Raw genomic sequence first — 18,761 nt, 5'->3', positions numbered from 1 at the left:
GCCAGAAGGCCCGATCCGGGCTGCCCCCGCAGGGTCAGTACTGCGCCTGCAGATGCTCCCAGAAGCCGTCCCGCAGGGCCCGCCGCAGATCGGCGTGGGCGCGCAGCGAGAGCCGCAGCAGCCCCTCCGCGTCGATCAGCAGCTCCTGGTCCACGGAGCCGGGCAGATACGGATGGCCCGGCAGCAGGTCCGCGAGGGTGTCACGGCCGCGTGAGGACAGCCACTGGGCGGCGATCTGCGCTCCGACGAAGCGCACCTCGTCCCGGGTCGGGGCGGGCCCGCACAGCGGCGCGTCGCCGTTCGGCTCGAAGCCGGTGGCGCGCCGGGTGACATACGGCTTGCAGAAGTCGAGGTCGAAGGTGCGCTGGCTGTCGACCTCCCACAGCAGCGGCTCGGCCTGGTTGCGCCCGTCAAGGGCCTCGATGCCCCAGAGGTGGACGCGGGCCCCGTAGCCCTGGGCGGCCTCGACGGCGGAGACCAGGTCCTCGTCGCCGCCGATCAGCACGGCGTCGCCGATGGCGCGGTGGCGGGCGAGGGATTCCAGGTCGGAGCGGATGAGCGAGTCGACGCCCTTCTGCTGGTTGTTGGCGTTGAGGTTGCCGAGCCGGACCTTGACGTCGGGCAGTTCGGCGATGCCCTGCTGCTCCGGGGTGTGGATCCGGCGCCGGGCGCCGTCGAACCAGTAGACGCGCAGCAGCCTGCTGTCCGGGAAGATCGTGCGCGCCTTGTCGATGAACGCCTCGATCAGCCCCTCGGCGTCCAGCTCGAACGCCCGGCGGTCCTCCGTGCCCGCGACCAGCCGCCCGGCGGCCGCATAGACATACCCCGCGTCCACGAAGATCGCGTGAGTCGAGGGCGTGGTCGCGACCTCGGCGAGTACGCGCTGCAGCAGCTCGTTCGTGCGCTCGATGCCCGCGACGATCGAGGCGAGGTCCTGTGGGCCCGGAGGCTTGGTCTCACTCATACGCGGTTCATTCTCCGGGCGGCTCTGTGAGGGGCACAACCGGACCCCGCCCCGGCTACCAGCGGATACTTAGGCTGCGAAAAAATTTTATTAGCGTAGGGAATGTTTTCGGGGGACCCGCTCGTTGAACACCTATAGGAGAGCGCGGCAGCGATGCTGCGCGACTCCGTACACATCAGTTCTCCTTCAGGAGGATCAGACGAAGGGAGAAGCCTTGCGCTTCGAGATCATGCGCCTTGACGACATCGATGGCAGCGCCATCGAGAGCACCGTCGTAGACGCCGCCTCCGTCAACCGGATCGTGCAGCAGGCCGCCGCAATCGGCCAGCGCATCTACATCCGTCCAGCCGACACCGCCGCCCGGTAGTGCCATAAGGGCCCTGCCCAGCAGTACAGAGCGTCGAGCGCCCCCGTACGGACCGTACGGGGGCGCTCGTGCGTGTCAGGCGGAGTGGGCCACCTGGATGACGCCGTTGACGATCTGCTGGACCGTGATGGCGGGGCTCAGCCGCCCGCCCTGGGGACGCGGGGCCCGGCCGTCCGCGCCCGGGGAAGCGGGGGCCGCTCAGCCGCCCGCGCCCGGCACCGGGAAGGCCCCGGTCGCCCGGCGCACGATCTCCCGGTAGACCTCGGGGTCCGTCGTGTACTCGCCGAGCCGACAGGTCTTACGGCTGCCGTGATAGTCGCTGGAGCCGGTGGTGAGCACACCGAGCTCGGCGGCGAGACCGCGCAGCCGGACACGGGTGTCCTCGGCGTGGTCCATATGGTCGACCTCGATGCCGTCGAGGCCCGCCGCCGCCAGCTCGCCGATCGCGCTCTCCGGTACGCACTGGCCGCGCTTGACGGCCAGCGGATGCGCGAAGACCGCGACCCCGCCCGCACCCTTGATCAGCCGGATCGCCTCGAAGGGGTCCAGCTCGTGCTTCTCCACATGCGCCCGGCCGCCGTCGGCCAGCCAGTCCTGGGTGAAGGCGTCCGAGACGGTCTCCACGACGCCCAGCTCGACCAGCGCGGTGGCGATGTGCGGCCGTCCGACGGACCCGTCCCCGGCGATCCCCGCCACCCGCTCCCAGGTGATCGGCACGTCCAGCTCGCGCAGCTTCGCGACCATCGCCCGGGCCCGGGGCACCCGGTCGTCGCGCACCAGCTCGCGCTCGCGCGCCAGCTCGGGCTCGGCCGGGTCGAAGAGGTACGCCAGCATGTGCAGGCTCACCCCGTTCAGACGGCAGGACAGCTCGGCGCCGGTGACCAGCGTCAGCCCGGAGGGCAGCGCCTTGGTCGCCTCCTCATAGCCGCCGACGGTGTCGTGATCGGTGAGCGCGACGACGTCCAGCCCCTGGGCGGCGGCGTTCCGTACCAGCTCGGCGGGGGTGTCCGTACCGTCCGACGCGGTGGAGTGGGTGTGCAGGTCGATGCGCACGGCACGGGCTCCAAGCTGCGTTCGGGACGGCCCTCATGGACCTCATGGACGGGCCTCATGGACCTGGGGGATGCCCCAGCATAACCAGGCCCGGCCGCCACGCCCGCACCTGCCCGCGGCGATGGGCCCTGACCCGTGCATGACGTACCAGCCGACGGCGAGGCCGGGAACGGCGAGGCCAGAGGCGAACGGGAAAGGGCTCAGGGCGAGAGCAGCCTCGGCGAGAGCGCGCCGCAGGGCACCAGATCGACCTCGGCCCCCGCGTCCCGCAGATCGGTGAGCACCATCTCGTCGTACATCAGCAGCCCGGTCTGCTCGGGCCAGACGACCGCCCACAGCCACAGCCCGCACGCCTCGCCCGCGAAGACCGCGCGGTCGTCCGGGGTGCCCTCGACGTGCCACAGCGGGGTGGGACGCCCGGCGGCCAGCACCTTGACGTGTGGCGGCTTGTCCACCCGCATCCCCGGCCCCGGATCGGGCCCGGGGAGGCCCGCGAAACGCGCGCCGAGGCCGATGCCCAGCTCCTCGGCGATCAGCAGCAGCTCACCCGGGCCGCCCAGCGGTCCGGGGCCGGAGCAAGCCACCGCGGTGGCACGGCCGCCGCTGCGGTCGTCCCCGGCACAGGCCACACCCGTGAACAGCCAGCCCACGGGCAGCGGCCACGGCATCCATACGGGCACCCGGGCGCGGTTGGTGACGACCACGAGTGCTTCGACGCTCGGCGGGACGACCGGCTGGAGGGGGTGCACCGTGCCGTGCACACCGCACTGCCAGGAGTCGGCGAAGAGACCGGGCGCTCGCACCCGGCCACCGCACTTCGGGCAACTGGGTTCGCCCCTCATAGGGCCCCACGGTCCTCCCCGGTCGTCGTCGCGTCAAGGACGATCACCCGTCCGGAGGTCACTTCCCGCACCAGTTCCCGTCCGACCCCGCCACGGCTCCCGCCCGCCCCGCACCCGGGGGCATCGCGCGCCTCCGTACGGTTCTCAGCCCGACAGCGGCACCCCGGGCCGCACCGGGTCGCGCAGATCCGTGCCGTGCCGCAGCCAGCGGTCCTGGAGGGCACCGGCGCCGTGCACCCGCTTCCACGCCGCCTCGTTCGTGGTCATCGGCAGCATCGGCAGGAAGCGCACCGGCTCCAGGGGCTCCAGCAGCTCCAAGTCCTCGACCAGGCCGCCCGGTTCGGCGACCAGGACGGAGCTGAAGGGTGCCCCGGGCCACAGCGGCCCGCCGAGGTCCAGCGATGCGCCGGGGGTCACCACGACCCCCTCGACCTGGGGCGAGGCGGCCAGCACGGCGAGCGGGCGCAGCACCTCGTCGAGGACGGAGAGGTCGGGACCGGAACCGTCCGCCCTTACGGTCAGGACCAGCTCGGCGCGCGGTCCCCGCAGCGGGTCGGCGACGGCGGCGGTCGGGCTGGTCATCGGGTGGTCCGACATGCCGAGCGTGGCGTAGCGGACCACATCGCTCTCATCGCGGAACCGCAGCACCTCGATGCGGTCCGTACCGACGAAGGTGACGGCGGCTCGGGCGTCCGGCTCGCCCAGCTCGGTGATCAACCGGGCCTCGACCAGCTGAAGAACGTCTGACATGCGGTGAGCATAGATCGCGCATCGAACAGGCAAAGCGGCGACGTTACGGTTCTGCCGACTGATAGCCTTAATCCCTGCCCGCGGAGTTACAGATCGTCCCTCACGGGGGACCGGCCGGAGGAGGTGGGGCTGCGGTGGATCCTAGTCGACCGTGCAGTACCGACAGTTCTCCCGTCGTTTCCCCTTGGTATGCGACTTCATGATCTGAGCCTTCCGTACCCCACCGCCGTGCGGTGAAACACGCGAAGCCCACTCGCATCCAGGGCATCTGACGGTAGAGCGCCTTCGTACCGCTTTGTTCAGTTCCGAAGAACCTTCCGTCAGCGCCATCGCACGGAGCGCCGCCCGCTTTGCGGACGTACGGGCACGGGATGTCGTACGTCCACCTTCCGGGCGCCGCGCTGCGCCGCGCGCCCGCCGCTGACGGCCGGCCTGTGAAGGAGCCCGTCATGTCGATGATCCGCGACCTGCGCGCAGCCGTACGCCCCGCCCTGCGCCGTTCCCGCACCGCCAGCGACTACGACGCGACGCGTGACCCTTCGGTCACCAGCGCCGTGGTCGACTGCGGGGTCTACCGCGACGGCAAGCGGGTCAGCGACCACGTGAGCCCGGCGCAGGCCATGGAACGGGTCCGTGAGGAGGGCGGGTTCGCCTGGATCGGGCTGCACGAGCCGAACGAGCGCGAGTTCGCGGGGATCGCCCAGGAGTTCGGGCTCCACCCGCTGGCGGTCGAGGACGCGGTGCAGGCGCACCAGCGGCCCAAGCTGGAGCGGTACGACGACACCCTCTTCACCGTCTTCAAGACCATCCACTACGTGGAGCACACCGAACTCACCTCGACCAGCGAGGTCGTGGAGACCGGCGAGGTGATGTGCTTCACCGGCCGGAACTTCATCGTGACCGTCCGGCACGGCGGCCAGGGCTCGCTGCGCGCGCTGCGCCACCGGCTCCAGCAGGACCCGGAACTGCTCGCCAAGGGCCCCTCCGCGGTGCTGCACGCCATTGCCGACCAGGTGGTCGACGGCTATCTCGCGGTGGCCGACGCGGTCCAGGACGACATCGACGAGGTCGAGATCGACGTCTTCTCGGCCGCGACCTCCCGGCGGGGCGGCGACGCGGGCCGGATCTACCAGCTCAAGCGCGAGGTCCTGGAGTTCAAGCGGGCCGTCTCGCCGCTGCTGCGGCCGATGCAGCTGCTGAGCGAGCGTCCGATGCGGCTGGTGGACCCGGACATCCAGAAGTACTTCCGGGATGTCGCGGACCATCTGGCGCGGGTCAACGAGCAGGTGCTGGGCTTCGACGACCTGCTGAACTCGATCCTCCAGGCCAATCTTGCGCAGGCCACGGTCGCGCAGAACGAGGACATGCGGAAGATCACGTCCTGGGCGGCGATCTTCGCCGTGCCGACGATGATCGCGGGGATCTACGGCATGAACTTCGACTACATGCCGGAGCTGCGCTGGAAGTTCGGCTACCCGACCGTGCTCGTGGTCACGGTGGGCATCTGCTTCGCGATCCACCGAGGCTTCAAGCGCAACGGCTGGCTGTAGGGGCGGACGGGGGCCCTCACCCGCCCCACTCAGCGGGCGGGCCCTCACTCAACGGGCGGGTTCGTTCACCGCGCTCTGCTCGTCCGCCGCCGGGCCCTTCCCGTCCGCCATGATGACCAGCGCGAGTCCGCCGAGGATCACCACGAGCGCCGGATAGGCGGCCACGGGCGGCAGCTGACCCAGCCACAGTGCCGCGATCAGGGCCGCGCCCGGCGTCTCCAGCAGGAGCGCGGTCGAGGTGACGGACGGGCCGAGGCCCTTGACCACCCGGTTGATGAGGGTGTGCCCCAGCAGCTGCGCGGTGACCGTCAGCGCGGCCAGCCGCAGCCAGGTGGTGCCGCTGTAGCCGCCGAGCTCCGCGCCCGCCACCAGGCAGGTCAGCAGCAGGAGCACGCTGGTGGTGGCGTAGCAGACATAGGTGTACGCGGTGGTGCTCACCGAACGGCGCACCTCGGCGCCGAGCAGTACGTACCCGGCCGCCGCGGCCCCGCCCAGCAGCGCGAGCCCGTCGCCCAGCAGGGCGCGCGGGGAGGCGGACAGGTCGACCCCGGTGAGGATCAGCACACCGAGGAACGCCAGGCCCATGCCCAGCCAGGCGAGCGGGGGCGGGCGGTGGCCGCGCAGCCGCAGCAGCAGCGCCGTCCAGATGGGGGTCGTGGTCACCAGCGCGGTCGAGGAGGCCACGGAGGTCATGTGCAGGCTCGGCAGCCAGGCTCCGAAGTGCACCGCGAGCAGCGCCCCCGCCCCGGCCGAGAGCAGCGCCGTCCGGCGGCCCATCCCGCGCAGCTCGCTCCGGTGGCGCCACAGGGCGAGCGGGGTGAGCGCGCCCACCGCCATGGCGTTGCGCCAGAAGGCGATGGCGAGCGCGGGCGCCGCCGTCGCGGCGGCCAGCGGCGCGGAGAGCGAGACCCCGGCGATGGCGACCGTAAGGAGCGTGATGTCCAGGGGACCGCCGTGGAAGCGACCAGCGTCGCCGGGTGCGGTGGACGAGGCGGTGGGGGCTGAGGCGCGACGGGCGGTGGACACGCGGCCAGCGTAAGGCCCGTGCCCCTGCGACGGAACTGACCTTTCACGGGCTGGGACGGGTGTGGGACTGGCCTAGGCTGTCGGCATGACGCAGACGCCGATGGACCGTGCCCTTGTCGAGGAGGCGACCAAGAAGTCCGCCCTCATCTGGGTCCAGGGCACCGAGGGTGCCCCGCGCGCCCTGTGGCACATCTGGCACGAGGGCGCGGTCTGTCTCGTCGGGGACGGGCCCGATGAGCAGCCCCTCGAGGACCTCGGGCTGGCCGACGGCGGCGGCGCCACCGTGACCGTGCGCAGCAAGGACAAGGGCGGGCGGCTGGTGAGCTGGTCCGCGCGGGTGGCCGAGCTGGCCCCGGGCGGCGAGGCGTGGACCGCGGCGGTCGACGAGCTCAAGGGCAAGCGGCTGAACGCGGCGGACGCCGACCACATCGCGGAGCGCTGGGCCCGTGACTGCCGGGTGCTGCGGCTGGAGCCCATGCCCGGGGCGCTCGCCGAGCACCCCGCGGGCTCCCTGGCGGCGGCCCCGCTGCCGTCCCCGGCGATCACCCGCCGCCCGATCCCGGCGGCGCTCCCCAAGCTGCTGGCCCGCCGCAAGAAGCGGGCCCGTGACGCCCGTAAGGACGCGTCCTGACCGGCTGACGACCGTCAGGACGCGCCCTAGCGAGCCGATGGCCGTAAGGGACGCGTCGTGGCGAGCCGGCGACCGTAAGGACGCGCTCCTACGAGGCGTGCGCGCGGTTACGCCGTCTCCGGGATCTGCTGTCCGTAGTCGAGCACATGGCCCTTCTCCGGGGCGGTGAGCTTGAAGCCCTTGTTCCAGTCCGTGAGCCGGATCACGCCCGCGCCGCCCGCCCGCTGCAGCCGCAGCGGATACGGACGGCCCTCCAGGGAGACGTCGAGCGAGCCGCCGTCACCGGCCTCACCGGCGCTGATGGTGATCGTCCGCACGCCGCCCACGCGCCCGTGGTCACCTGTGGCGATCTTGCCGTGCAGTCCGAGCAACCCGTCGAGCAGCAGCTTCATATCGGTGAACCCGCTGAGCCGCTTGTAGGAGGGGTCGCCGGAGGGGACCTTCACGTATTTGTTGTCCAGCTTGCCCGCCGCGTTGTCCGCGTCGCCGCCATCGCTCTTGCCGTCGTGCGACCAGAAGCCCGCGCCGGCCTTGAGGTAGAGCTCCTTGCCGACGCGCAGCAGCTGGAAGCTGGAGCCCTTGGTGGAGACCTCGCCCGCGCCGCCGTCGGTGTTGAGCCGCATGTTCAGCTTGTAGGTGGCCCCACTGGTGACGAGGTTGCCGGAGAGCCGCACCGCGTGCGCGCTGCCGGCCGCCTGACGGGCCTTGCTCTCGATCTTCGCGGCGGGCAGCTTTCCCACGCCGTTCGTCCCCGCGTCGGGGTCCTTCTCCCCGCCGCCACACGCGGCGAGGGTGGCGGCCAACCCCGCGCACATCGCCGCAACGACAGCCCTGTTCCGGGTGCGCACGTCCGCTCTGCCTCCTGATGCCGGTGCAGTAGGGCAGCGTACCGGTGCCGTCCCGCGGTGTCCGCAGGGTGCCGCGGTGCTCACGTCCGGCGGCAGGGCAGGTGCGGGCACGTTAGCCTGAACCCGGTAGAGAGCGGATCATTGCCTTGAATAGCCACAAATCCTGACAGATGGGCCCCATGACGAGGGGAGGCAGGGCATGCCGGCAGGCGCCCCCCGGGTCTTCGTCTCGCATCTCGCGGGCGTCGCCGTCTTCGACCCGAACGGCGACCAGGTGGGGCGGGTGCGCGATGTCGTGGCGATGCTGCGGCTGGCAGGCCGTCCGCCGCGGGTGCTCGGCCTGGTGGTCGAGGTGGTCGGCCGCCGTCGGATCTTCCTGCCCATGACCCGGGTGACGGGTGTGGAGTCCGGCCAGGTCATCACCACCGGTGTGCTCAACATGCGCCGCTTCGAACAGCGCCCCACCGAGACCCTGGTCCTCGGCGAACTGCTCGACCGCACGGTGCGGCTGGTCGAGACCGATGACCCGGTGACGGTCCTGGACGTCTCGATGAGCCAGCTCCCCGCGCGCCGGGACTGGGAGGTCGACAAGGTCTACGTCCGCCGCGGCAGGACCCGTGCGCTGCGCCGCCGCGGCGAGGCGCTGACCGTGGACTGGTCGGCGGTCACCGGCTTCTCGCTGGATGAGCAGGGGCAGGGCGCGGAGAACCTGCTGGCCACCTTCGAGCAGCTGCGCCCCGCCGACCTGGCCAATGTGCTGCACCACCTGTCCGCCAAGCGCCGGGGCGAGGTGGCGGCGGCCCTGGACGACGAGCGGCTCGCGGACGTCCTGGAGGAGCTGCCCGACGACGACCGGGTGGAGGTCCTCGGCAAGCTCAAGGAGGAGCGCGCGGCCGACGTCCTGGAGGCCATGGACCCCGATGACGCGGCCGATCTGCTCTCCGAGCTCCCCGAGCCCGACAAGGAGCGGCTACTGGACCTGATGCGCCCCCGGGACGCGGCCGACATGCGGCGGCTGATGTCGTACGAGGAGGGGTCGGCGGGCGGTCTGATGACGACCGAGCCGATCGTGCTGCGCCCGGACGCCACCGTCGCGGACGCGCTCGCCCGGGTGCGCAACCAGGACCTGACCCCCGCGCTCGCCTCCCAGGTCTATGTCTGCCGCCCGCCCGACCAGACGCCCACCGGCCGCTACCTGGGCATCATCCACTTCCAACGGCTGCTGCGCGACCCGCCGTTCACCCTTGTCGGCGCGGCCGTCGACAGCGATCTGCCGACGCTGCCGCCGGACACCCCGCTGCCCGTCGTCGCCGGTCATCTGGCCACCTACAACCTGCTCGCGGCGCCGGTCGTGGACGAGACCGGCTCGCTGCTCGGCGCGGTGACGGTCGACGACGTCCTGGACCACCTGCTGCCGACGGACTGGCGGGAGGGCGAGCTGCACGCCGGGATGGCCCTGCCGGAGGCCGCCGATGGACGGTGACGGCGGCCGTCTGGACCGGCCCAAGGCGCCGCGCCGCAGCCCGCTGCCGCGCTGGGACCCCGAGGCGTTCGGCAGGGCGTCGGAGCGGATCGCGCGGTTCCTGGGCACCGGGCGGTTCATCGCCTGGATGACGGTCTTCGTCGTCGTATGGCTGACCTGGAACAGCCTGGCGCCGGCGCGGCTGCGGTTCGACCCGTTCCCGTTCATCTTCCTGACGCTGATGCTCTCGCTCCAGGCGTCGTACTCCGCCCCGCTGATCCTGCTGGCCCAGTACCGGCAGGCCGACCGCGACCGGGTCAACCTCGAACAGGACCGCAAGCAGAACGAACGGTCCATCGCCGACACCGAGTTCCTCACCCGGGAGATCGCGGCGCTGCGCACGGGCCTGGGCGAGGTGGCCACCCGCGACTGGCTCCGCGACCAGCTGGCGGACCTGCGCCAGGGGCCGGACGGCGGCCGGAGCGCCGCACGGCCGGGCGGCCCCGGCGAACCCCGGCCGAGTGAGGAACACGACCGCTGACGGCCGTCCGCGCCCCGCCCACGGCGCCGTACCATCTCCGTATGGCTACCGACACCCTCCCAGCGCCGAGCGAAGACGCGGTGCGCGCCGCGCTCGCGACGGTCAACGACCCGGAGATCCACAAGCCGATCACCGAACTCGGCATGGTCAAATCCGTCGAGATCGCGGCGGATGGCTCGGTCGCCGTGGTGGTCTACCTCACGGTCTCCGGCTGTCCGATGCGGGACACGATCACCAGCAATGTGCGGACGGCGGTCGCCGGGGTCGAGGGTGTGACCGGAGTCACGGTGGACCTCGAGGTGATGAGCGACGAGCAGCGGCGTGAGCTGGCCGCCTCGCTGCGCGGTGGCCAAGCCGAGCGCGAGGTGCCCTTCGCCAAGCCCGGCTCGCTGACCAGGGTCTACGCGGTGGCCTCCGGCAAGGGCGGGGTCGGCAAGTCCTCGGTGACGGTCAACCTGGCCGCCGCGCTGGCCGCGGACGGGCTCAAGGTCGGCGTGGTGGACGCCGATATCTACGGCCACTCGGTGCCCCGGATGCTGGGCGCCGACGGACGGCCCACCCAGGTGGAGAACATGATCATGCCGCCGTCGGCGAACGGCGTGAAGGTGATCTCGATCGGGATGTTCACGCCCGGGAACGCCCCGGTGGTCTGGCGCGGGCCGATGCTGCACCGCGCGCTCCAGCAGTTCCTGGCCGATGTCTACTGGGGCGACCTCGATGTGCTGCTGCTCGACCTCCCGCCGGGCACCGGTGACATCGCGATCTCCGTCGCCCAGCTGGTGCCCAACGCCGAGATCCTGGTGGTGACCACGCCGCAGCAGGCCGCGGCCGAGGTCGCCGAGCGGGCGGGCGCGATCGCCGTCCAGACCCATCAGAAGATCGTCGGCGTGGTGGAGAACATGTCCGGGCTGCCCTGCCCGCACTGCGACGAGATGGTCGATGTCTTCGGCACCGGCGGTGGCCAGGTGGTCGCCGACGGGCTCAGCCGGACCACGGGTACCACGGTGCCGGTGCTGGGCGCCATCCCGATCGACGTACGGCTGCGTGAGGGCGGCGACGAGGGCAAGCCGGTGGTGCTGACCGACCCCGACTCCCCGGCGGGCAGCGCGCTCAAGGCGATCGCGGGCAAGATCGGCGGCCGTCAGCGCGGCCTCGCGGGCATGTCGCTGGGCGTCACCCCGCGCAACAAGTTCTGAGCGAGCGCGGTCGCGACCGAACGGTGAGGGGCGGTTTCCCGGGGAAACCGCCCCTCAGCCGTTGGGTACGCCGCAGCCGTCCGGTACGGCCCTACCCGTCGTAGCGGGTGATGTCCTTCACCACCGCGAAGCCCAGACCATAGGCGCTCATCCCGCGCCCGTAGGCCCCGATGTGCACGTCCTCGTTCGCCGTACCGGCCAGCACCCAGCCGTACTCCGACTCGCGGTAGTGGAAGTCGGTCGGCACCCCGTCCACCGGGAGCGACAGCTGTGACCAGCTCTCGCCCTCCAGGTCGTCCGCCAGCTCCCAGGCGATCGCGGTCTGCTGGTCCAGCCAGTCCTGGCGCAGCGCCCGCTCCATCCGGGTCGGCCAAGTGCACGACAGCAGACCGGAACCGGCCAGCCAGGCGGCCGAGGAGACCGAGGTGGCCTCCAGCTTGCCGGTGCCGTCGGCGCTGTCCCGACCCGGGCGGCTGGCGACGGTGACGACCACCGTGAAGCGCTGCTGGTCCATATCGGTCTCGACCCGCAGGGACGGCTCCTCGCCATGGCCGGTCGAGCCGTACTCGACGATGCCGTCCGCGGCCGCGCCCACCTGCATCAGCCAGCGGGGGCCGGTGAACGCCTCGTCAAGCCCGTACCAGGGGAAGGCGGCCTTCAGATAGCCGTCGACACTCCGCCGTGCGTCGACGGGCATCCCCTGCATGGCCGCTGCCACCCCTCGTTCGCCTAGCCGATCCGTGGTCTCCATGTGCGCGCGGCCTCCTCATGTGCCCTGCGTCGTGGGCGGCCCGCCCCCCTCGGGCGACCCTCACCCCGGACAAAGGGAGGATAGCCATACGGGTCAACCAGGCCGGGCATACGGGGGGATCAAGTGGCGTCGGAGTCGAAAGGAGGACGCTCCTCGCGCCTCGGCTCCTCACGCTTGCGTAGCAGGTCAGGCGTGCTGGAGCCGTCCTTGGACAGGGACGGCGGGGTGGTTCCGGATCCCCCTGAAGAGCCCTGCGCCGGATCACTCTCCCGGCCGTGCACCGCGTCGGCGACCTCCGCCATCTCCTTACGGAGGTCGAAACCGTTACGGATCTCCTTCAGGCCGAGCTCATCGGAGTCCAGTACGTGCTTGCGCACGAAGGTCTTGGGGTTGAGGTCCTCGAACTCGAAGTCCTTGAACTCCGGGCCCAGCTCGGTGCGGATGTCCTCCTTGGCGCTGTCGGAGAACTCCCGGATCTTCCGGATGAACTGCGTCACGTCCCGAATCACCTTCGGGAGCTTCTCCGGGCCGAAGACGAGCACCGCAAGGACGACGAGCGCGACAAGCTCGAGAGGTCCTATGTCCAACACCTTGCAGCTCCTCAAGACGTCTGGGCCCCGGCCTGGGCCACTCAATACCGTACCTGGCGGTGGGGTCGGCGCGGGAGACGGCCGGGCCAACAACGGGCGTCAGCCGGTGCTCGCCGAGCCCAGGGTCAGCTCCGCGGGACGCTCCTTGCCGTCGCGCCTGACGGTGAGCTCGAGCCGGTCCCCGGGGCGGTGGCTGCGGATCTTCACGATCAGCTCCTGGCCGCTGTGCACCCGTACGCCGTCCACCTCCGTGATCACGTCACCGGGCTCGATCCCCGCCTTGTCGCCGGGGCCGCCCGCGGTGACCGGCGCACCGCCACCCGCGCCCTTGGTGTTCACCCGGGCGCCGTCGCCCGTGTAGCTCATGTCGAGGGTGACGCCGATGACCGGATGGGTGGCCTTCCCCGTGTTGATCAGCTCCTCAGCGACCCGCTTGCCCTGGTTGATCGGGATGGCGAAGCCCAGGCCGATGCTGCCGCCCTGGGCGCCGCCGAGCCCCGAGCCGTCGTCGGCCGCCCGGATCGCGCTGTTGATCCCGATGACCCGCCCCTTGCGGTCGACCAGGGGGCCGCCGGAGTTGCCCGGGTTGATCGGGGCATCGGTCTGCAGCGCGTCGACATAGCTGACGTCGCTGCCGTCCTCCTTCTCGCCGCCCGCGGTGATGGGGCGCTCCTTGGCGCTGATGATCCCGGAGGTGACCGTGCCCGCCAGGTCGAAGGGGGCGCCGATGGCCACGACGGGGTCGCCGACGCGCACGGAGTCGGAGTTGCCCAGCGGCAGCGGGGTGAGCCCGGAGACGCGGTCGACCTTGATCACCGCGAGGTCGTACCCGGTGTCCCGGCCGATCACCTGGGCCTTGGCGTCCTGGCCGCCGTTGAAGGTCACCGATATGTCGCCGCCCGTACCGGCGGGCTGGACGACATGGTTATTGGTGAGGATGTGGCCCCGCTTGTCGAGGATGAAGCCGGTGCCGGTGCCCTCCTCCGCACTGCCGCGCACATGGATGGTCACCACGCCGGGCAGCGACCTGGCGGCGATTCCGGCGACACTGCCCGGGGACCTGGCCTCCTTCTCGACCGGGGCCTGCGGCAGCTTCACATCGACGCCCCCGGAGGCGTGCTCCCGCTCCGCGTAGGCGCCGATACCGCCGCCGAGGCACCCCGCGACCAGGGCGATCAGCAGTACGGCGATCCAGGCGCCGCGGCGCGAGACGGTCTTCCGCTCGCGCTCGCGCCCGGTGGGCGGCGGAACCACGGTCCAGGGGTCGTAACCGCCCCACTGGGCGCCCTGGGCGGGCTGCGCCGTGGGGACGGCCTGGTGGCTGTGGTGGGGCTCTCCGGGGCCCGGAGGCAGCTGGGTGCCGTGCGGCGGGGTCATCCCGGGGTGCTGCGGCGGCGCGCTCTGGCCCGGTACGGGCCCCGCGGCGGTCGGCACGGTGGTGCCGTGGGGCGGGGTCATCCCGGGCGCCTGGTGAGGCGTCTGGGCCATCCCGGGCGGGACATGGGTGCCCTGCGCGGGGGTCGTCACCGGATGCTGAACGGGCGGGGCCGGGGCCCAGGGCCCCGGGCCGCCATAGGGCGGGGTGCTGTACGGGTCGGGCTCATGCAACGGCCGGGGCGCCCGCTCCTCGGGCGCCGGACCCTCCGCGGGGGCGTCCACCGGCTCCGGCGCCAGCTGCGCCGCTGCCGGCCCCGTACGCTCCTCGGCACCCTCCGCCGCGTCGTCCGGCCGGTCGTCGGGTCGTGCGGCGGCCGGGCGGCTCCACCACCTCGGCTTCGGCTTGGGCCCGGGGGCCCTCGGCTCGTCCATGATCTCCCCAAGTTCCCGCAGACGGGCAGGGACCGCACCCGTCCGGGGCATACGTCGCCGCCTCCGGGTCGCGCTGCCCGGAGGCGATTCAATCAGGTCCATCGGCGCCCGCGCAGGGCGGACGAGAAGACCCCGTCATGAACGGCGAAGACACGGGCGGCCGGAAACGCGACGCCGTGATCGCCGTCGTACCGCTTCCGCGCTACTTCGGGGGCGCGCTGACCCCGAGGTACGGCGAGCCGCCGGACGCGGGCCCGGGCGGGGCCTCCAGCTGGGTCGGCCGGGGGGCCGGAGGTGTGGAGTTCGACGTCCGCAGCAGCTCCGTGACCGACAGGATCGGCTGTATCAGCGGGTTCAGCGCCGCCACCGGCTGGCGCAGGGACGGCGGGTACGGGGTGGCCGTCGGGGACGGGGCGCCCGTACTGGAGGCCGGGGTGGCCAGCAGGCCCACCTCACGGCGGGTGCGCTCCCGCACGCCCGCGTTCACAGCGGTGTCGGCGACGCTCGCCGGGGAGACCGCGGTGTCGGCGCCGTCGGCCGAATTGGCGGCGCCCGGGGGGTCGACCGCCGCGTCCAGCGGCAGGGCCGCGCCGAGCGCGAAGGCCGCCAGGGAGACCGCTCCGGCCGCCGCGAAGGCGAACCTACGGCGCGGGGCGGGGCGCTCGACCTCATGGATCCGGAAGCCGCGCTGACGCGAGGCACGGGCCGACGCCGCCGGTGCGATCGCGGTGCCGGGGGGCATCGCGGGCACGAAGGCGAACGCCCGCTCCCGTCTCTCCTCCGGCTCCCGGACATCGCGCAGCTCGCGCACGTCCCGCGGCCCGCCGCGCAGATCGCGCGGGGCGAAGACGCCCGGGCCACCGAAGGGGGAGCCGCCCATGCCGTCATCGCCGCCCGCGGCGGGCAGGCCCTGGAGACGGGCCAGAAAGCCCTCCGACGGTGCCGGGGGCGCCGTCTGGGCGAACACGTTTTTCAGCCGACGCTGGGCATCGGCCTCCGCCTTGCACTTGCAGCAGGTGGCGAGGTGGGCGAGGACGCGCTCCCGCGCGTCATGCCCGAGCTCACCGTCGACCAGAGCCGCAAGGCGGTCGCCGAGATGCTGCTCGGCGGGGGACGGACCGCCTGATCGGGTCACGCGATTCCGACCTCCCCGCTCAGCCGGGGGACCGTGCCGCCCGGAGCCACCGTGGTGACCTCTTGCTGCTGCCCGCCTTGCTGCTGCCCGCCCCGCGCCGCGGGGGCGCGGTGCTGCAGCGCCTTGCGCAGATGCGAGCGGCCGCGGTGGATACGGCTGCGCACGGTGCCCAGCTTGACACCCAGGGTGGCCGCGATCTCCTCGTACGACAGCCCCTCGATGTCACAGAGCACCACGGCGGCGCGGAACTCCGGGGCGAGGGTGTCCAGCGCCTGCTGCACATCCGCGTCGAAGTGGGTGTCGTTGAAGTGCTGCTGGGGAGAGGGCTCGCGGCTGGGGAGCCGCTCCGCCGCGTCCTCGCCGAGCGCGTCGAAGCGGATGCGCTGCCGGCGGCGGACCATGTCGAGGAAGAGATTGGTGGTGATGCGGTGCAGCCAGCCCTCGAAGGTGCCAGGGGTGTACGTCGACAGCGAGCGGAAGACGCGGACGAACACCTCCTGGGTGAGATCCTCGGCGTCGTGCTGGTTACCGGTGAGCCGGTAGGCGAGGCGGTACACCCGTGCGCTGTGAGTGCTGACGATCTCCTCCCAGGTGGGAGGCGTCCACGCCGCGTCCGCATCCGTGGCGAAGGTCGCGGTGGTGGCGGGCTCGGCGAGGGGCGCACCTCCCGTGCCCTTCGGGCTACGGGGGTGAGAACGGTCAGCGGTGTTGGTCACGGATTTCGGCTCGCCCACTGACCTGCGGAAGCGCCTCAGCACTCGCCGGTCACCGGCCGCAGCCGCACCTCCCCTGTCGGCTCTGGTGGTCTCCAGTAGAGCCCCTACCATATCCACCTCGCCCGTTAGCTCCGGATAAGCATTTTTGACCTGCATTTGGTCGTGATCCATACAGTCCCCCCGGCTTTTACAACGCCTGGTCCCATCTGCGGGTTCCCGTGCGCAGCGGATACAGTCACCGTTGCGCCAACTACGGGGACAGGAGAGGGTCATTACCGGCAACCGGCAGACGAGCTGGGCGTTCGCCGACGCGTTTGTCGCCGAGGACGAAGCCCTTCACTGGGCCCGTGACCGGGCCCGGGAAGCAGGGCTGCGCTCGGTGTCCGCGGGCACCGGCGCCGCGCTGCGGCTGCTCGCTGCCACCGCCGACGCCAAGGTCGTCGCCGAGATCGGCACCGGGACCGGCGTCTCCGGAATCCACCTGCTGCGCGGAATGCGCCCGGACGGCGTGCTGACCACCGTGGACACCGAACCGGAGATGCAGCAGTTCGCCCGGCAGGCGTTCCGCACGGCCGGGTTCACCGGGAACCGGGCGCGCTTCATCCCCGGCCGCGCCCTCGACGTCCTGCCCCGGCTGGCCGACGGCGGATACGACCTGGTCTTCTGCGACGGCGACCGGCAGGAGTGCCTGGACTACCTCGCCGAATCGTTGCGGCTGCTGCGGCCCGGCGGGCTGGTCTGCTTCGAGGGGGTCTTCGCCAACGGGCGGACCGTGGACTCCGCGGCCCAGCCCACGGAGGTACTGCGGGTGCGCGAGCTGCTGCGGACCGTGCGGGAGTCCACCGTGCTCCAGTCGTCCCTGCTGCCGGTCGGCGACGGCCTGCTCTGCGCGGTCAAGCGGGGCTGAGCCTTCACGGTCAAGCGGGGCCGAACCCCCGCGGCCGGGCCGCATCCCGCGGCCGGAACCGCCCGAACGGTCAGCGGCGGAACGGTCCGAACGGCCGTTCCCGGCCGTTCGGACCGTTCCGCCGGAACCCCGTACGAGCGCTGCCCCGGCGGCCGGTACGTCAGGTACCGGCCGCCGGGGCAGCGCGCGGGTGATGGTGGGCCGCAAGCCGTCAGCCGACGACCTTCTTCAGGGCGTCGCCGAGGGCGTCGGCCTCGTCCGGTGTCAGCTCGACGACGAGCCGACCGCCGCCTTCGAGCGGAACGCGCATGACGATGCCCCGCCCCTCCTTGGTCACCTCGAGCGGGCCGTCGCCCGTCCGCGGCTTCATGGCCGCCATGCTCGTTCCCCTTCCTGAAACCAGCTCATCGCAGCCGACAACCCAGGTGTCACCGGCATCGAACACGTTGCTTCCCCTTCATTATCCCGCATGGCACGACCCGATGACCAACATCGGTCGGCAACGCCTGCGCGAGGCGTTCCCCCAAAACCACTCAATTCGGGGAGGGGATCGCGGTAACGTACGCCCGCCGTCACCGAACGAAGGGTCGGTTCTTTGACGCAGGTCACATGTCGGTCGGTCGTGATCTCCGGCATGCTGTGCGCTGACCGCCGCGGCGGGCCCCCTCCCGGGCCCGCCGTGCGGCCGCAGCCCGAGCCGCCCGACCGCCTCGCCCGACCGCCGGAGGACCGCCATGGCCGACACCGTGCTCTACGACCTCACCGAGGGTCTCGCGACGATCACGCTGAATCGTCCCGACGCGATGAACGCCCTGAACATCGACACCAAGGAGGCGCTGCGCGACGCGCTGCTGGAGGCCGCGGAGAGCCCGGCGGTACGGGCGGTGCTGCTCACCGGCTCCGGGCCGCGCGCCTTCTGCGTCGGCCAGGACCTCAAGGAGCACATCGGACTGCTGGCCGCCGACCGCGCCGGCACCGGCGAGGGCTCGACCATGAGCACGGTGGCACTGCACTACAACCCGATCGTCACCACGATCGCCGGGATGCCGAAGCCGGTGGTCGCCGCGGTCAACGGGGTCGCGGCGGGCGCCGGGGCGGGCTTCGCCTTCGCCGCCGACTACCGGATCGTCGCCGACACCGCCTCCTTCAACACCTCCTTCGCCGGGGTCGCGCTGACCGCCGACTCGGGCGTCTCCTGGACCCTTCAGCGGCTGATCGGCTACGGCCGGGCGGCGGATCTGCTGCTCTTCCCGCGCACCATCGACGCCCAGGAGGCGCTTGGCCTGGGCATCGCCCACCGGGTGGTCCCGGCCGGGGAGCTGGCCGCCGAGGCGGCGGCGTTCGCCCGGCGGCTGGCCGAGGGCCCCACCGCGGCCTATGCGGCGATCAAGGAGTCCATGGCCTTCGCCGCGGGCCACACCCTCACCGAGGCCCTGGCCATGGAGGACGAGCTGCAGCGCCGCGCGGGGGCCTCGGACGACCACGCGATCGCGGTGAACGCGTTCGTGAACAAGGAGAGGCCGAGGTTCACCGGGCGCTGAGCGACCGGCCCGGCCGCCGCCCCTGATCCGGCCCCGGCATTGGCCCCGGCCGCTTTGGCCACCGGCCGTCGGCGGCCGGGGC

20 protein-coding genes are annotated in these 18,761 nt (G+C 72.2%); 8 read left to right on the top strand and 12 right to left on the bottom strand.

Features of this window, described 5'->3' with window-relative positions:
• Positions 1 to 34: 34 nt before the first annotated feature.
• Positions 35 to 964, bottom strand: a complete 930-nt coding sequence (locus VT50_RS18540) for an NYN domain-containing protein (RefSeq protein WP_046086001.1) — start codon at positions 962 to 964, stop codon at positions 35 to 37.
• A 214-nt stretch (positions 965 to 1,178) separates the two neighbouring features.
• On the opposite strand from VT50_RS18540, the gene VT50_RS39640 reads away from it, so the two are divergent.
• Positions 1,179 to 1,331 (top strand): hypothetical protein, encoded by a 153-nt coding sequence (locus tag VT50_RS39640; protein ID WP_020868604.1) that lies wholly within the window; start codon positions 1,179 to 1,181, stop codon positions 1,329 to 1,331.
• 198 nt (positions 1,332 to 1,529) lie between these two features.
• Here VT50_RS39640 and VT50_RS18535 read toward each other — a convergent pair whose 3' ends face one another.
• The 3 genes from VT50_RS18535 to VT50_RS18525 all read right to left on the bottom strand — a co-directional run bounded on the left by VT50_RS18535 (position 1,530) and on the right by VT50_RS18525 (position 3,976).
• Entirely contained in the window at positions 1,530 to 2,384 is an 855-nt protein-coding gene (locus VT50_RS18535; RefSeq protein ID WP_046086002.1) for a PHP domain-containing protein, read from the bottom strand.
• A gap of 200 nt (positions 2,385 to 2,584) precedes the next feature.
• Entirely contained in the window at positions 2,585 to 3,226 is a 642-nt protein-coding gene (locus tag VT50_RS18530; protein WP_046086003.1) for a DUF6758 family protein, read from the bottom strand.
• Positions 3,227 to 3,370: 144 nt separating this feature from the next.
• Positions 3,371 to 3,976, bottom strand: coding sequence for a suppressor of fused domain protein (locus tag VT50_RS18525; protein WP_046086004.1), 606 nt, complete (start codon positions 3,974 to 3,976; stop codon positions 3,371 to 3,373).
• A 449-nt stretch (positions 3,977 to 4,425) separates the two neighbouring features.
• On the opposite strand from VT50_RS18525, the gene VT50_RS18520 reads away from it, so the two are divergent.
• Complete coding sequence (locus VT50_RS18520) at positions 4,426 to 5,526, top strand: magnesium and cobalt transport protein CorA (RefSeq protein ID WP_046086020.1); 1,101 nt, start codon at positions 4,426 to 4,428, stop codon at positions 5,524 to 5,526.
• Positions 5,527 to 5,574: 48 nt separating this feature from the next.
• On the opposite strand, the gene VT50_RS18515 is transcribed toward VT50_RS18520, so the two are convergent.
• Complete coding sequence (locus tag VT50_RS18515) at positions 5,575 to 6,552, bottom strand: DMT family transporter (RefSeq protein ID WP_046086005.1); 978 nt, start codon at positions 6,550 to 6,552, stop codon at positions 5,575 to 5,577.
• Between the two features lie 85 nt (positions 6,553 to 6,637).
• Between VT50_RS18515 and VT50_RS18510 the strand changes: the two genes are divergently transcribed.
• Positions 6,638 to 7,183: a hypothetical protein gene (locus tag VT50_RS18510; RefSeq protein WP_046086006.1), complete on the top strand. Its 546-nt coding sequence runs from the start codon at positions 6,638 to 6,640 to the stop codon at positions 7,181 to 7,183.
• Between the two features lie 107 nt (positions 7,184 to 7,290).
• Here VT50_RS18510 and VT50_RS18505 read toward each other — a convergent pair whose 3' ends face one another.
• Entirely contained in the window at positions 7,291 to 8,031 is a 741-nt protein-coding gene (locus VT50_RS18505) for a hypothetical protein (protein WP_107424830.1), read from the bottom strand.
• A gap of 199 nt (positions 8,032 to 8,230) precedes the next feature.
• Here VT50_RS18505 and VT50_RS18500 point away from each other — a divergent pair, with 199 nt between their 5' ends.
• From VT50_RS18500 to VT50_RS18490, 3 genes are read left to right on the top strand one after another with little or no spacing between them, the layout of a single operon-like run.
• Complete coding sequence (locus VT50_RS18500; protein WP_046086008.1) at positions 8,231 to 9,514, top strand: magnesium transporter MgtE N-terminal domain-containing protein; 1,284 nt, start codon at positions 8,231 to 8,233, stop codon at positions 9,512 to 9,514.
• A complete protein-coding gene (locus tag VT50_RS18495; RefSeq protein WP_046086009.1) occupies positions 9,504 to 10,034 on the top strand; it encodes a DUF1003 domain-containing protein in 531 nt (176 codons plus the stop codon). Before VT50_RS18500 ends, VT50_RS18495 begins: the two co-directional genes overlap by 11 nt.
• Positions 10,035 to 10,075: 41 nt before the next feature.
• On the top strand, positions 10,076 to 11,230 hold the full coding sequence (locus tag VT50_RS18490) for an Mrp/NBP35 family ATP-binding protein (protein WP_046086010.1): 1,155 nt from the start codon (positions 10,076 to 10,078) through the stop codon (positions 11,228 to 11,230).
• 91 nt (positions 11,231 to 11,321) lie between these two features.
• Here the strand turns inward: VT50_RS18490 and VT50_RS18485 are convergent, their stop codons facing one another.
• From VT50_RS18485 to sigE, 5 genes are all read right to left on the bottom strand, one after another.
• Positions 11,322 to 11,981 carry a hypothetical protein gene (locus VT50_RS18485; RefSeq protein ID WP_046086011.1) on the bottom strand — a complete coding sequence of 220 codons (660 nt, stop codon included), beginning with the start codon at positions 11,979 to 11,981 and terminating at the stop codon, positions 11,322 to 11,324.
• Between the two features lie 119 nt (positions 11,982 to 12,100).
• Positions 12,101 to 12,571 (bottom strand): sec-independent translocase, encoded by a 471-nt coding sequence (locus VT50_RS18480; protein ID WP_046086012.1) that lies wholly within the window; start codon positions 12,569 to 12,571, stop codon positions 12,101 to 12,103.
• Positions 12,572 to 12,670: 99 nt separating this feature from the next.
• Complete coding sequence (locus VT50_RS18475) at positions 12,671 to 14,380, bottom strand: trypsin-like peptidase domain-containing protein (protein WP_046086013.1); 1,710 nt, start codon at positions 14,378 to 14,380, stop codon at positions 12,671 to 12,673.
• Positions 14,381 to 14,582: 202 nt separating this feature from the next.
• Positions 14,583 to 15,515, bottom strand: coding sequence for an anti-sigma factor family protein (locus tag VT50_RS18470; RefSeq protein ID WP_046086014.1), 933 nt, complete (start codon positions 15,513 to 15,515; stop codon positions 14,583 to 14,585).
• A complete protein-coding gene (gene sigE, locus VT50_RS18465) occupies positions 15,512 to 16,231 on the bottom strand; it encodes an RNA polymerase sigma factor SigE (protein ID WP_046086021.1) in 720 nt (239 codons plus the stop codon). Before sigE ends, VT50_RS18470 begins: the two co-directional genes overlap by 4 nt.
• A 241-nt stretch (positions 16,232 to 16,472) precedes the next feature.
• Between sigE and VT50_RS18460 the strand changes: the two genes are divergently transcribed.
• Positions 16,473 to 17,138, top strand: coding sequence for an O-methyltransferase (locus VT50_RS18460; protein ID WP_046086015.1), 666 nt, complete (start codon positions 16,473 to 16,475; stop codon positions 17,136 to 17,138).
• A 211-nt stretch (positions 17,139 to 17,349) separates the two neighbouring features.
• Here VT50_RS18460 and VT50_RS18455 read toward each other — a convergent pair whose 3' ends face one another.
• Positions 17,350 to 17,517, bottom strand: a complete 168-nt coding sequence (locus VT50_RS18455; RefSeq protein ID WP_003966491.1) for a DUF3117 domain-containing protein — start codon at positions 17,515 to 17,517, stop codon at positions 17,350 to 17,352.
• A 355-nt stretch (positions 17,518 to 17,872) separates the two neighbouring features.
• On the opposite strand from VT50_RS18455, the gene chcB reads away from it, so the two are divergent.
• The gene (gene chcB, locus VT50_RS18450; RefSeq protein ID WP_046091058.1) at positions 17,873 to 18,679 is read left to right on the top strand and encodes a 2-cyclohexenylcarbonyl CoA isomerase; all 807 of its coding nucleotides are present in this window, start codon (positions 17,873 to 17,875) and stop codon (positions 18,677 to 18,679) included.
• The last annotated feature ends 82 nt before the right edge of the window (positions 18,680 to 18,761 follow it).

Source organism: Streptomyces antioxidans, assembly GCF_000968685.2.
Classification (GTDB): Bacteria; Actinomycetota; Actinomycetes; order Streptomycetales; family Streptomycetaceae; genus Streptomyces; species Streptomyces antioxidans.
This window is presented reverse-complemented; position numbering and strand designations above follow the sequence as displayed.